Source organism: Arsenicicoccus cauae, assembly GCF_009707125.1.
GTDB classification, from domain to species: Bacteria; Actinomycetota; Actinomycetes; order Actinomycetales; family Dermatophilaceae; genus Arsenicicoccus; species Arsenicicoccus cauae.
Window position 1 is genome coordinate 357,511 of sequence record NZ_WLVL01000040.1, and the last position, 12,514, is coordinate 370,024.

General features: G+C 70.8%; 11 protein-coding genes, 1 tRNA gene and 1 pseudogene. 6 read left to right on the top strand and 7 right to left on the bottom strand.

The window, feature by feature from the left end:
* Nucleotides 1–139 precede the first annotated feature (139 nt).
* Nucleotides 140–700 (top strand): hypothetical protein, encoded by a 561-nt coding sequence (locus GGG17_RS13725; protein WP_154594215.1) that lies wholly within the window; start codon nt 140–142, stop codon nt 698–700.
* Nucleotides 669–836: pseudogene (locus GGG17_RS17275) on the top strand (type II toxin-antitoxin system ParD family antitoxin); the annotation flags it as partial. The gene GGG17_RS13725 and the pseudogene GGG17_RS17275, both read left to right, overlap by 32 nt.
* 88 nt (nt 837–924) lie before the next feature.
* On the opposite strand, the gene GGG17_RS16690 reads toward GGG17_RS17275, so the two are convergent.
* From GGG17_RS16690 to GGG17_RS13750, 5 genes are read right to left on the bottom strand one after another with little or no spacing between them, the layout of a single operon-like run.
* The gene (locus GGG17_RS16690) at nt 925–1,353 is read right to left on the bottom strand and encodes a DUF3037 domain-containing protein (RefSeq protein ID WP_230082960.1); all 429 of its coding nucleotides are present in this window, start codon (nt 1,351–1,353) and stop codon (nt 925–927) included.
* Nucleotides 1,350–2,225: a HipA family kinase gene (locus GGG17_RS13735; RefSeq protein ID WP_230082961.1), complete on the bottom strand. Its 876-nt coding sequence runs from the start codon at nt 2,223–2,225 to the stop codon at nt 1,350–1,352. The genes GGG17_RS16690 and GGG17_RS13735 overlap by 4 nt, the downstream gene beginning before the upstream one ends.
* Nucleotides 2,226–2,238: 13 nt before the next feature.
* On the bottom strand, nt 2,239–3,438 hold the full coding sequence (locus tag GGG17_RS13740) for an acetate/propionate family kinase (protein ID WP_154594216.1): 1,200 nt from the start codon (nt 3,436–3,438) through the stop codon (nt 2,239–2,241).
* A gap of 23 nt (nt 3,439–3,461) precedes the next feature.
* Nucleotides 3,462–5,567, bottom strand: a complete 2,106-nt coding sequence (gene pta, locus GGG17_RS13745; protein ID WP_311966701.1) for a phosphate acetyltransferase — start codon at nt 5,565–5,567, stop codon at nt 3,462–3,464.
* A 44-nt stretch (nt 5,568–5,611) separates the two neighbouring features.
* Complete coding sequence (locus GGG17_RS13750) at nt 5,612–6,019, bottom strand: pyridoxamine 5'-phosphate oxidase family protein (RefSeq protein WP_154594218.1); 408 nt, start codon at nt 6,017–6,019, stop codon at nt 5,612–5,614.
* A gap of 124 nt (nt 6,020–6,143) precedes the next feature.
* Between GGG17_RS13750 and GGG17_RS13755 the strand changes: the two genes are divergently transcribed.
* The 4 genes from GGG17_RS13755 (at nt 6,144) to GGG17_RS13770 (ending at nt 9,160) form a co-directional block, all read left to right on the top strand.
* Nucleotides 6,144–6,524 (top strand): hypothetical protein, encoded by a 381-nt coding sequence (locus GGG17_RS13755; protein ID WP_154594219.1) that lies wholly within the window; start codon nt 6,144–6,146, stop codon nt 6,522–6,524.
* Nucleotides 6,525–6,734: 210 nt separating this feature from the next.
* On the top strand, nt 6,735–8,216 hold the full coding sequence (locus GGG17_RS13760) for a DEAD/DEAH box helicase (protein WP_154594220.1): 1,482 nt from the start codon (nt 6,735–6,737) through the stop codon (nt 8,214–8,216).
* 92 nt (nt 8,217–8,308) lie between these two features.
* Nucleotides 8,309–8,396, top strand: a tRNA-Leu gene (locus tag GGG17_RS13765).
* A 359-nt stretch (nt 8,397–8,755) separates the two neighbouring features.
* Complete coding sequence (locus tag GGG17_RS13770; protein WP_154594221.1) at nt 8,756–9,160, top strand: hypothetical protein; 405 nt, start codon at nt 8,756–8,758, stop codon at nt 9,158–9,160.
* A 347-nt stretch (nt 9,161–9,507) separates the two neighbouring features.
* Here the strand turns inward: GGG17_RS13770 and GGG17_RS13775 are convergent, their stop codons facing one another.
* Both GGG17_RS13775 and GGG17_RS13780 read right to left on the bottom strand, forming a co-directional pair.
* Nucleotides 9,508–11,049: a restriction endonuclease gene (locus tag GGG17_RS13775; RefSeq protein ID WP_195849237.1), complete on the bottom strand. Its 1,542-nt coding sequence runs from the start codon at nt 11,047–11,049 to the stop codon at nt 9,508–9,510.
* A 183-nt stretch (nt 11,050–11,232) separates the two neighbouring features.
* Nucleotides 11,233–12,354, bottom strand: coding sequence for a DUF2075 domain-containing protein (locus GGG17_RS13780; RefSeq protein WP_283809816.1), 1,122 nt, complete (start codon nt 12,352–12,354; stop codon nt 11,233–11,235).
* Nucleotides 12,355–12,514 lie beyond the last annotated feature (160 nt).

Sequence of the window (12,514 nt, forward strand, 5' to 3'; positions counted from 1 at the left end):
GCTCGCTCCACAGCTCGCGGAGGACCGGCGACTCGCTCGGTCGCCACGGCCGCAGCACCAGCCGAGGGGTTCCCAGCCTCGGCTCCCGAGGAGTGTGGTCTGCGTTGCCATCCCTGCCCGGGCTCGGGACACTGACGGCATGAGCCGATCCTCCCGCGCCATCTCGCTGGCCTCGGCAGCCGCGTTCGGCGTCGCCGGTGTCCTCTTCCTGGTCGACTCCGACCCCTCGGCCTACCTCGCCATGGCGGTGGGCTTCATCCTCCTTGGGCTGAGCCGAGGCCGCTGGTGGACGGCGATCGTCGGGCTCGTTCCCGCACTCGGGTGCCTGTTCGTCTGGGACCTCGCGGTGCAGTACCCCTACTCCACCGTCTACAACCTGAACGACGGTCTGGGTACGATCGCTGACCTGGTCTGGCCCTTGATGGGTTTCGCGTGGGTGACCGCGCTGATGGCGCCCGACCTCGCCCAGGACACCGCGACACCCATAGATCACGTGATGTCGACTGTCGCCTGGAGCGCACTCCTCATCGGTCCGTGGCACCTGGCCTCGTTCAACGTCTCGATCGGCGAGACTGGCGGCCCCTACGGGCCGGCGCAGTATGTCGTCGCGGGCACCCTCTTGGTGGCGGCCGCGGCCATGACAGCTCGAGACTTCCACGCCCGGCGCAATTCTCGGCGGGCGCGCCCCGCCGCGACCTGATCCTGGTCGGAGGACCGCAGCGGGACGAGGCGTCACACGCACCGCGTCCTCTGGCCACTTCACGGATCTCCTCTCTCGGGAGGCGGCGTCGGGCCGCTACGGCTCCGCCAGCGCGGTCATCCGCACCGCCCTGCAGCTCCTGCGGAAGGCCACCCATGACGGTGGAGGAATCCACCCGTTGGCCACGACCGAGCGCCGGCAGGGCCCCGCGCCCTTGCTCGTAGCTAGCGGACGAGGCGGTCGAGCAGGCTCGTCAGCTCGGCCGCGGGGTCGCGCGTCAGCCCGCCGTGCGGCCGTGACGGCTGGATCACCGTGCTGCGCGGCGCCTCGAGCCACCCGAACCTCCGCCACGCCCGCGCGTCGGCGGGCAGCCCGGCCGCAGCCTCGCCGCGGCATACGGCACGCACCGTCTCGAGCCCGCCACCCAGCGCGTCGAGGTCCACGTCCGCGCACAGAGCCCGCAGCCGCGCCGGGTCGACGTGCACGGCCGCGTCGAGATAGCCCGCGTCCTGGCTGTAGAGCACGACACCGACGTTGACGAACTCCTCGCGCTCGACGCGGGGGACGGCGCGCAGCACGAGGTACTGGTAGGCGAACCACGGGGAGCGCTCGGCGTCGGAGCTCGGGACGTAGCGCCGGGTCGGCTCGCTCATCGGGTCCACCGCCGGCGGGCCTCCTGGGACCGCGCGAGGTCCTCCGGTCCTTCGCTGGGCGGCCCCGCGGGCGGGCCTGGCAACCAGGCCGAGCGGTCGGCCAGCCGGGCGAGCAGGCAGTCGACGTATGCCGCACGCACGGCCTCGGGGGAGTCCAGGCCGGCCAGCCCCTCGACGGGGTGCAGCCACTCGGCGGGCACCGACTCCACGGCCGCCCGCACCACGTCCGGCGTCAGCAGCGCCGCGCACGCCTCGTCGAGGTCGCCCTCCGCCGCCGAGCCTGCGAGCGAGCCCGCCACGCCGCGCAGGATGTGCCGCTCCGCGTCGTACGGCTGCGCCGCGAACCGCGCCGGGTCGACGCCGCGCGACGGCCACGCGTGGTGGAAGTACAGCGCGGCGCCGTGGTCGATCGCCCACGTCCGCCCGTGCCAGACCAGCAGGTTGGGGTTGCTCCACGTGCGGTCCACGTTGGCGGTGAGGGCGTCCAGCCACAGGATCCGCCCGGCGAGACCCGCCGAGGGCGGCCGCGACCCGTCATACCCGAACGCGCCGGGCAGGTAGTCGACCCCGAGGTTGGGCCCGAGGCTGGCGGACAGGACGTCCTGCACCTCCTCGTCGGGCTCGAACCGCGCGATCGGCTCCTGCAGGTCCAGCACGACGAGCTCGGGCGTCGGGATCTCCAGCGCCCGCGCCAGCCCGGCGACGATGACCTCGGCCACGAGCACGCGCGGCCCCTGGCCGGCGCCGGTCAGCTTCATGACATAGGTGCCGTCGTCGGACGCCTCCACCAGGCCGGGCAGCGAGCCGCCCTCACGCAGCGGCAGGACGTAGCGTGTCGCCGTCACCCGCGCGAGGGCGGTGGGCAGGGTCATCGGCGGGCGACCGTCATACGCGCCCGGCCTCCTTGGCGACCGCGTAGGTCTGGCGGGCGATCTCGCCCTCCTCGTCGGTCGGGATGACGAAGACGCGCACCCGCGAGTCGGCGGTGGCGATGTCGTGGGCCTGCTTGGAGCGGGCGGCGTTGAGCTCGGGGTCGACCTCGATGCCGAGGATGCCGAGGCCCTCGGTCGCCATGCGCCGCACGACGACGGAGTTCTCACCGATGCCGCCGGTGAAGGCGATGGCGTCGAGCGACCCCATGGCGGCGGCGTAGGCGCCGATGTACTTCTTGAGCCGGTAGGACGACACCTCCTGCGCGAGGCGGGCGCGGTCGTCGCCGGAGGCGCGCAGGTCCTCGACGTCGCGGCTGTCGCTGTGCCCGGTCAGGCCCTTGAGCCCCGACTCCTTGTAGAGCGCGTGGTCGACCTCCTCCATGGTCAGGCCGGCGGCGCGGACCATGTGCATCGGGATCGCGGGGTCGATGTCGCCGCTGCGGGTGCCCATGACCAGGCCCTCGAGCGGGGTGAGGCCCATCGACGTGTCGATGCTGACGCCGCCCTTGACGGCGGTGACGGAGGCACCGTTGCCGAGGTGCAGGACGATGACGCTGACCTCGCTCGGGTCCTTGCCGAGCATCCGCGCGGCCTCCTGCGAGACGTAGAGGTGCGAGGTGCCGTGGAAGCCGTAGCGCCGCACGCCGTGCTGCTCGCGCCACGCGTGCGGGACGGCGTAGGTGTAGGCGTAGTCCGGCATCGTCTGGTGGAAGGCGGTGTCGAAGACGCCCACCTGCGGCAGGTCGGGAAAGAGCTCGAGCGCGGCGCGCAGCCCGACGAGGTTGGCGGGGTTGTGCAGCGGCGCCAGCGGCGTCAGGTCGTCGAGCGTGTCCAGCAGCTCGTCGGTGACGAGGACGGCGTCGCTGAACTTCTCGCCGCCGTGGACGACGCGGTGGCCGACGGCGACGAGCTCGGCGTCGGCGAGCCGCGGCCCGACCCGGTCGAACATCTTGATCGCGGCGGCGATGGCGGCCTTGTGGTCGGGGCAGTCGATGGTCTTGGCGACCTTGTCGCCGCCGGTGTGGGTGATCTTGGCGCTCGGCAGCCCGATCGCCTCGACCAGCCCGACAGCGAGCACGTCACGCGTGCCGACCTGGAGGAGCTGGTACTTCAGCGAGGAGGACCCGGCGTTGAGGACGAGGACGGACGGCATGGGAGGCTCTCTGGCTCGGCGGGTCAGTCGGCCGACTGGGCGGCCGGCGCGGGCAGGGTGGACTGGATGGCGGTGATCGCCACCGTGTTGACGATGTCGCGCAGGGTGGCGCCGCGGGACAGGTCGTTGACCGGCTTGCGCAGGCCCTGCAGCACCGGGCCGATCGCCACGGCGCCGGCGGTCCGCTGGACGGCCTTGTAGGTGTTGTTGCCGGTGTTGAGGTCGGGGAAGATCAGCACGGTCGCCTGCCCGGCGACGGCGGAGCCGGGCGCCTTGCTCGACCCGACCGCAGGGTCCACGGCGGCGTCGAACTGGATCGGTCCCTCGACGAGCAGCTCCGGCGCGCGGCGGCGCACGATCTCGGTCGCCGCGCGGACCTTGTCGACGTCAGCGCCGGACCCGGACGTGCCGGTTGAGTAGGACAGCATCGCCACGCGCGGCTCGATCCCGAACGCCGTGGCGGTCTGCGCCGAGGAGATGGCGATGTCGGCGAGCTGCTCGGCGTCGGGGTCGGGGTTGACGGCGCAGTCGCCATACACCGTCACGTGGTCCTTGAGGCACATGAGGAAACTCGAGCTGACCACGGAGACACCGGGATTGGTCTTGACGACCTCCAGCGCCGGGCGGATCGTGTGGGCGGTGGTGTTGACCGCGCCGGAGACCATGCCGTCGGCCTCGCCCATCAGCACCATCATGGTGCCGAAGTAGGACGGGTCGACGACGACCTCGCGCGCCTGCTCGACGGTCATGCCCTTGTGGGCCCGCAGCTCGGCGTAGCGCGCCGCGAACCGCTCGACGTGGTCGGGGTCGTGCGGGTCGATGATCTGCGCGCCGGTCAGGTCGACGCCGATCTCGCGGGCGCGCGCCTGCAGCTCGTCGGCGACGCCGAGCAGGGTGATCCGCACGGTCCTGCGGCTGAGCAGGATCTCGGTGGCGCGCAGGATGCGGTCGTCCTGGCCCTCCGGGAGCACGATGTGGCGGTCGGCGGCGCGCGCCTGCTCGAGCAGCCGGTGCTCGAACATCAGGGGCGTGACGACCGAGGGGTGCGGCTCGCGCAGGTGACCGAGGAGCGCGTCGGTGTCGACGTGCTCGGCGAACAGCTCGACGGCGGTGGCGATCTTGCGGGTGGAGGCGGGCGTCATCCGGCCGCGGACGCCGCTCAGCGCCATGACGGTGTCGTGGGTGCCACCCTGGGTGGTCATGATCGGCAGGCTGCTGCCGAGGCCGTCGATGAGCCGGCGCACCTGCGGGGGCAGCTCGAAGCCGCCGTTGAGCATCACGCCGGCGATGCTCGGGAAGGTGCTGGACTGGTGCGCGAGCAGGACGCTCAGCAGCACGTCGGCGCGGTCGCCGGGGGTGAGCACGAGGGACTCCTCGAGCAGCCGGTCGAGGACGTTGGGCATGGTCATCGCGGCGGTGACGAAGGCGAGCACCTCGCGGTCGAGCAGCGACGCGTCCCCGGAGATCAGCTGGCCGTCGGTGGCCTTGAGCAGGTCGCGGACGGTGGGCGCCGACAGGACCCGGGAGGCCGGGATGACGTATGTCGGGAGGCCGGCGTCTCCCGCGAGGCCCGCCGTCACGCCCCGGACCGCCCGCTCGAGGTCGTCCGCACCCGCGTCGGCGCGGTTGACGACGACGGCCAGGGGGGTGGCGGAGTTGGTGCGCAGCTCGGTGAGGGCCATCTCGACGACGGTGGCGACGTCCTCGGTCTCGCGGTCGTGCGCGCCGATGACGAGCAGCACCGGGGCGCCGAGGTTGGCGGCGATGCGGGCGTTGTAGGAGAACTCGGTGGGGCTCGTGACGTCGGTGAAGTCGGAGCCGAGCACGAGCACCACGTCGGCGTCGTGCTGGATCTCGTGGTAGCGCTCGACGATGCGGGACAAGGCGCCGTCGGGGTCCTGGTGGACGTCGTCATAGGACACACCCACCGCCTCGGCGGGCGACAGGGGCACCGAGCTGCGCGACAGGACGGTCGCGAGGACCGTGTCGTCCTCGGGCACCCCCTCGGTCACGGGTCGATAGACCGCCACCCGGGCGTAGCGCCGGGTCAGGGACTCGAGCAGCCCGAGGGCCACGGCGGACTTGCCGCTGTGGCCCTCGGCGGACGCGACATACACGCTGGTCTCCACAGGCACGAGGGTAACCGGCATCGTGACCTGGCCGTCGGGTGGGGTCAGCGGGCGAGGGCGAAGACGCGTCCGGAGACCTCGTCGAGGTCCACGAGCACGAAGACCTCCTTGCGGGTGTCCACCCACGGGTGCAGGCCCAGCTCCTCGAGCCGGTCGGCCTCGTCCATGTTGTGCACGACGTGCGCGTCGCCCTTGCCGATGACGCTCCACGCGGTGTCGGCGGTGACGTCGTCGATCTCGATGGCGACGCGCGAGGCCACGACCAGGGAGGCGAGCTTGCTGCCCTCGGCGGTGCGGAACACGAGGCGCCCCTCGTGGACGACGTAGTTGATGGGGGTGATCTGCACGTCGCCGACGGCGGCGGTGGCGAGTCTGCCGAAGGTGGTGGACCTCAGCCGCTCCCAGCACTGCTCCTCGGTCATCTGCTGCACGGGTTCGTTGACGTCGCTCATGGGTCAATCCAAGACCCGCCCCCGGGGGCTGTCGACCGGAGGGTCGTGTCTGCTTGCTCACGCGCCGGGGGCCCGGCGTGCGCGCGGGGTTGAGGCCCCGGGGGAGCGGGGTACCCCACCTGCCATGAGCTACCCCCCGCAGCCCGGTCCCGGCCCCTACGACCCCCGCCCCGGCGACGCCTACGACCCGCGCCCCGGTGACGCCTACGCCAGCCGCCCGACCGACGCCTACGGCAACCCGACGGACGCCTACGGCCCGCAGGGTGGTCAGCTCGGCGAGCAGACCGGGTCGTATGGCGACCGCCCCGGCGAGTACCAGGCGCAGGGATCCGGCGGGTCCGGCCCCCGGCTCTTCCCCTTTCCGCACTGGTCGACCCGCACGCGCAACGGCACCTCGGTGACGGTCGGTGGCTGCTGCCTGCCGCTGCCCATCGGGTGCCTCGCGACGACGCTGACGGTGGGCGCGATCGCGGCCACCCGCGTCTATCGGCACGTGCGCGGCTGACGACGCTGCGCCGGCTGACCAGACCTGCTCCACCGATGACGTAGGGTTGGGGGCAGCGGTCCGCCCTGTCTTGCCTCGGGCTGCTGGTGTCACGACCGGTGTCCTCACCCCGGTCACGCTCGTCGGCTCGTGCCGGCGCGCCAGGTGCACTACGTCGACGCGACGCGTCGCTCGTGCCCGGCGAGACGCTCAGCGTCATACGGAGATCCTTTGACCACCAATGCTTTTGCGCGCCTCGGCGTGCCCACGTCCCTGTCCTCCGTCCTGGAGGGCCAGGGCATCACCGAGCCGACGCCCATCCAGGCCGTCACCCTGCCGGACTCGCTCGCCGGCCGAGACGTGCTCGGCCGGGGTCGCACCGGCTCCGGCAAGACGTACGCGTTCCTGCTGCCGCTGGTGACCCGCCTCGCGGCGTCGCGCACCCGCCGCACGCCGAGCCGCCCCCGTGCGCTGATCCTCGCGCCGACGCGTGAGCTCGCCACGCAGATCGAGGCGTCCGCGGCGCCGCTCGTGGCAGCCGAGGGGCTGCGCACGCTCACCGTCTTTGGCGGGGTGGGCCAGGGCCCGCAGGTGTCCGCGCTCAAGCGGGGCGTCGACATCCTCATCGCCTGCCCCGGCCGGCTGCAGGACCTCGTCCAGCAGGGGCTGTGCGACCTTGGGGGGATCGAGATCACGATCCTCGACGAGGCCGACCACATGGCCGACCTGGGCTTCCTGCCCACCGTCAAGCGTCTGCTGGACCGCACGCCCGAGCGCGGGCAGCGCATGCTCTTCTCCGCGACGCTGGACGCCGGGGTCGACGTGCTCGCCAAGCGCTACCTGCATGACCCGGTCACCCACCACGCCGACTCGGCGCAGTCGCCGGTGTCCGCGATGGAGCACCACGTGCTGCACGTGCACTCCGACGACCGCCTCCCGGTGCTGGTCGACCTGACCGCCGGGCCCGGCCGCACGGTCGTGTTCACCCGCACCAAGTACGGCGCCAAGAAGCTCACCAAGCAGCTCAACCGCTCCGGCGTCCCCGCCGTCGAGCTGCACGGCAACCTCGGGCAGGGCGCGCGCACCCGCAACCTCGACGCGTTCCACTCCGGCACGGTCCAGACGCTCGTCGCCACCGACATCGCCGCCCGCGGCATCCACGTCGATGACGTCGCGCTGGTCATCCACGCCGACCCGCCGGTCGAGCACAAGGCCTATCTGCACCGCTCGGGCCGCACCGCGCGCGCCGGCGCCGCCGGCACCGTCGTCACGATGATGCTCGACGAGCAGGTCAAGGACGTCCGCGACCTGACCCGCGCCGCCGGCATCAAGCCGACCACCACGCGCGTCGGCCCGGACCACGCGCTCCTGCGCCGTCTCGTCCCGGGGGAGCGGACGTATGCCGTCCCCACCGACGCCACGGTCGTGTCCCCGGACGCCCAGCAGGGCCAGGGCCGTCGAGGCGGTCGCTCCGGCGGGGGCGCTCGTCAGGGTGGCGGCAGCCGCTCCGGCCAGTCGCAGGGCCGCCGTCAGGGCTCCGGCTCCGGCGCGTCTCAGGGCAGTGGCTCCGGCGCCCGACAGGGCGGCCAGCAGCGCCAGCAGGGCACCGGCCAGCCCCGCCAGGGAGCGGCCCGCGGCGGCTCCCGTCCGGCCCGCACCGGCGGCGCCGCGGCCTTCTCGGCCGGCTCGTCGGCAGGCCGTCGCAGCCGCTGATCGACCGCGCCTCGCGATTCGGTGATCGGTGCTGCGTCTGCTAGAGTTTCACGTCGTTGCCCCGGTGTTTCCCACCAGGCGCAGCACCACCTGTCCGGGTGGCGGAATGGCAGACGCGCTAGCTTGAGGTGCTAGTGTCCTTTATCGGACGTGGGGGTTCAAGTCCCCCCTCGGACACCACGAAAGTAGTTCCCATAGCTACACTTTCGCTTTGCTGAAGCTCCCGGCCGGATCCCATCTGGCCGGGAGCTTCGTCGTTGTGAGGCCGACACCCGCATGGTGGGTGTGCCCAGCGCGGCTGGCCTCCCAGGCGTCGGTGGCTCTGCGTCGGCCTCTGGTCCCTGTGGCCTGCGCATACCGGCGGCAACCGAGGCGTCGCAAAGTACGAGCAGAAGAACGTCGAGTACCGATGCGTCAGCAGTGAGCAGACGGGGTGGACTGGCACCACTGCTGGCACTATTGTTTACGCTGGTAAGACCTACTATGCGCGCGTGTACTTCGATGAACGGTCACTTGCGTGCGGTGGTTAAGGGGGGACCTTGAGGCGCGGTAGCTTTGCTCGGCGGCACACCACCGTTGACGATGTCCACGTCGTCTACGGCCGCGTCGCTCCTGGTCGTGACGAGCCAGTCATCGCCGTGGTGCGTCGCGAGGAGGACGCTCGCGCCCTTGAAGCGAAGGTGCTGGGGGAGTACCCCGAGGCGCGCGTGATGTGGGAGACCCTTCCGATCAGTCAGGTCTGCGACACCGTGCACATTGTGTTTCAGACCAGCGGCGAGCGCGACGCTCTCGACGTGGCGAATCCCGTCGGCGTTGGCGCCTTCGCAGATCGCACGACCGCCGAACGGGAGCGTGAGGCTCTCGCTTCCGACGGTCGGCACTACATCGTCGGGTCGTTCCCGCTCGGGTGGCGTCGTGCAGGCTGGCCCCGTGCCGCCGATTGACTGAGCCGGCGCCCACGATAGGGCCGTGGGGTCGAGGGTGAGCCCGGAGATGAGGTCATCGGAGGCGGCGCCCGACCCAACCGACTGGGGGTCTGTCGGTGGTGGCCACTAACGTCTCGACCTGTCACGATGGACGTACGAGGAGGCCGCCGTGGGATCCTGAAGGCGGTCCGTGCGGGGACCGCCTCACCAAGCTCGCGGCGTTCTGACCCCCGTCCACGGCACGAGTCCACTCAGTCAGCCGCGGTGGAGCTCGTCAACGATGGCCAGTCGGCGCGGCTCTGGTCCCGGGGCCGGGGTCACGTCCCTTGCGGCTCGCGGAGATCACCAGTGTTCGTCGGTGCGGGTTATTCGTCCTGTGCGGAAGTCCGGGTCGCGGGCGAGGTCTGCCAGTGGGGAGGGATGCGTTCGTGTCGGATGGTCACGGGCCGACCCAGGTGCTGCTCGACGAGGTGGCACAGCTCGGGGCCTTCGATGGCCTGAAGGCGGGGATTGGCATCGATAATCCGCCGACCGGCCGGAGCGACCCAGGCAGTCGTGACCAGGATGGCTCGGGTGGCATGCTTCTCTCCCATCACGCCGAGGAGCTCGTGGACGGTGGCACGCTCGACCGCCTTGCTATACCGCTTTGCCTGCACGATGACTTCGCCACCGGTCCACTCGCCGGGGTCGACGACCACCGCATCGACGCCGGCGTCGTTGGAGCTGGTCGTGTGCCACCCACGAAGCCCCATCGCGAGGAAGAGGTCGCGCACGAGGTACTCGAAGTCTGTGGGACGCATCTCCAGCAGGTCGGTCCGGGAGTCGAAGGCGAATGACTCTTCCTGGTCCCCTGGGATGTTGAACATGCAGAGCTCATGACTGGTGAAGGGGGCCACCGGCTCGACCTCGTACGCGTTGCGACTCGCATGCGACCGCAGGACAGTCTCGACGCAGGCCCCCGGATCAAGTTCGGGGGCGTCGAGGTTGATCGAGTCCATGAGCGCCCGGTCAACCTTGGAGGTCACCATCGGGCGTCGTCCGCGCTGACCGGTGGCGGGGTCGACGGCATTGACGTCGACGCTGATCCACACCTGGTCCAGCAGGCCGGGCTCGACGGCGTCGAAAGTCTCGCGGAGGGCGCGCAGGGCGAGACGGGCGAGGTAGTTGCGATACAGCTGGCGGCGTTCACGGTCAGGACGATTCACGGGAGCGATGCCCCCGGCTCGGCGGACCTTGTAGGTCGAGTGCTCAGGGACCACGTCAGTCGGGCCGGGTGCCAAGACCACAACCAGAAGGCGGCGATTGGCGTCATCAGCCAGCACTTCGTATGACGTGCCCGGCTCCGCGGCCGTGTCCATCAGGGCCATGAGTCCAGGGAGGGAGTCCGATAGCGACATCGCAGAAATTGCTCCCACGACTCGGCGCTGAAGCACCCCCTCCAGCCGGTACACCCGGTCCTGGACGTGCTCGGTCATCATCTCCGCGTGTCGTCGGTCCTGCTCCTTCCTCGCGGCCTCGTGGTCAGCTGCGGCGCGTCTAGCCTCTTGCTGTGCTTCCCGCACGGCGCGCAGCCTTTCTCGTTCGGCCGAAGCTTCAGCGCGCTCCCTCTCTCGGGTCCTCGCCTGCACCTCACGCTCGATACGTCGCGCCTCGACCTCGGCCGCGCGAGCCTTCGCCTCTATGGCCTTCTGGACAGCCCTGGCTTCGCGTTCCTGTGCCCGCCGTCGACGCTCTGCCTCAGCGTCATCGACCGCACGCTGTCTGTTCCGCCGCTGCTGCTCGCGCTCGAGCTCCTTCTCCGCCGCGGCACGCGCTCGTGCGTTGGCGACCTCTCGGCGGTCGCGTTCCCGCGACGCCTCGCGATGGACTGCGGCTATCTGTTGAAGAAAGCCCTTGCGCCTCGCCATGGGAGAGCCTCCACGGATCAGGGGCCTTACCGCGACTCGGTCGCCGCAGCAGGAACAGCCCATTTCGGTGGCAGGGTACTGCCGTCAAAGCCGGCCAGCAGGTCGAGACGCCTTGTTGAGCAGCGCGCACACGTCGGTGCCGAGGCGGATGGCTGCCAGAATCAGCACGCGCAACCTCACACGTCAGGGGCGTTGGGCGGCGAGGAGCGCGTCGCGTAGCTCGCGGTCGACGGCATACAGGTAGAGCCCCCGGACACCGCGGGTGAGCAGGACGTTGAGCTCGTTGCGCAGCAAATCCTCGGCCACGGTTGCTTTACAGCCGTTGGCGAGGGTTCGCCGCTGCGTGGCGTTGCGGTTGGCGCTGGCCAATTGGTCAAAGACGATCCGCCCGTCGCGATAGGTCACGGACGGCCCGATGATGACGCCGGCGTAGTCCAGGTCGAAGCCTTGGACGGTGAAGGTCGACCCGATCTCGTCGATCGACCGGGGCCGCTCGGCCCACGATCGTCCCCGGAGGTCGCGGCGTTCAGCCGCGCTGTAGTCCAGCTGGAGGTTCCAGGGCACGCGGAAGGTGTCGATCTCGACATCCCACGTCTTCCCGTTGTTCCGCCGCTTCTCGACGAACTCCCAGTCGAAGGTCGCCGTCAGGCGAGACAGCCCGTGGCCCTCGTCCTCGGCCTTCTCCCGGATCGCGGCGTACAGCGCGTGGGGATCGTCGAAGACCTTGACCTCGTAGTTGGGGTCCTGGGGGATGTCGGACACCTGCCGCAGGTCCACGAGGTCCCGCACCCAGCGATAGGTCGCCTCAGACGACGTCATACGCATCTGCTCGTCGAGCTCGATGACCTGGGAAGCGCTGGCGCGGAGCTGACGGAGCTCGTCGGGCTCCCAGTACTGGTCGGTGGCCACCATCTGCTGCTGGTCGAAGATCGCCACGACCACCCGGGCTCGGGTGCGTAGGTCGGCGAGCTGGTTGGACCCGCGGTAGGACTGCTTGCCCTGCGTCCACAGGAGGTGGGCCTCGTCGACCAGAACCACGTCGACCGGATCCCGACCCTCGTCCCGGCTGTTGATGAACCTCGTCGGCTTGCTCACCCGGTCACCCGCGCGGCGCGACAAGCCGAGCTTGAGCGCGATCTGCTCGTAGACGGTGAGCTGCTGGTCGTGGTTGACCAGCAACCAGGCGTCGAGGTTCTCCAAGCCCGCCATCACGTCGCGGGCCACGTCCTCCATGAACAGGTCGTAGAACAGACTGCTGAGAAGGACCGTCTTGCCGGTGCCCGCAGACCCCTCGACGAGGATCAGGGGTCTATCGCGTTAACGGTGTAAGTGGCCCTTGCGCCCCGGTTGGGGCAGGAGGGTCGTCATGACCGAGACACTGGTGGCTGTGAGTCCACCTTCACCGAAGAAGAGCCAGGACCCGGGCGATCCGGGCGGTCCACCGCCCGGGGAGGCGTTCGGGCCG

Coding starts and splice junctions, on each gene's coding strand:
- GGG17_RS13735 (WP_230082961.1), bottom strand. CDS start 2,225: ATGACCCTGCCCACCGCCCTCGCGCGGGTGACGGCGACACGCTACGTC.
- GGG17_RS13750 (WP_154594218.1), bottom strand. CDS start 6,019: ATGAGCGACGTCAACGAACCCGTGCAGCAGATGACCGAGGAGCAGTGC.
- GGG17_RS13755 (WP_154594219.1), top strand. CDS start 6,144: ATGAGCTACCCCCCGCAGCCCGGTCCCGGCCCCTACGACCCCCGCCCC.
- GGG17_RS16690 (WP_230082960.1), bottom strand. CDS start 1,353: ATGAGCGAGCCGACCCGGCGCTACGTCCCGAGCTCCGACGCCGAGCGC.
- GGG17_RS13725 (WP_154594215.1), top strand. CDS start 140: ATGAGCCGATCCTCCCGCGCCATCTCGCTGGCCTCGGCAGCCGCGTTC.
- GGG17_RS13740 (WP_154594216.1), bottom strand. CDS start 3,438: ATGCCGTCCGTCCTCGTCCTCAACGCCGGGTCCTCCTCGCTGAAGTAC.
- GGG17_RS13775 (WP_195849237.1), bottom strand. CDS start 11,049: ATGGCGAGGCGCAAGGGCTTTCTTCAACAGATAGCCGCAGTCCATCGC.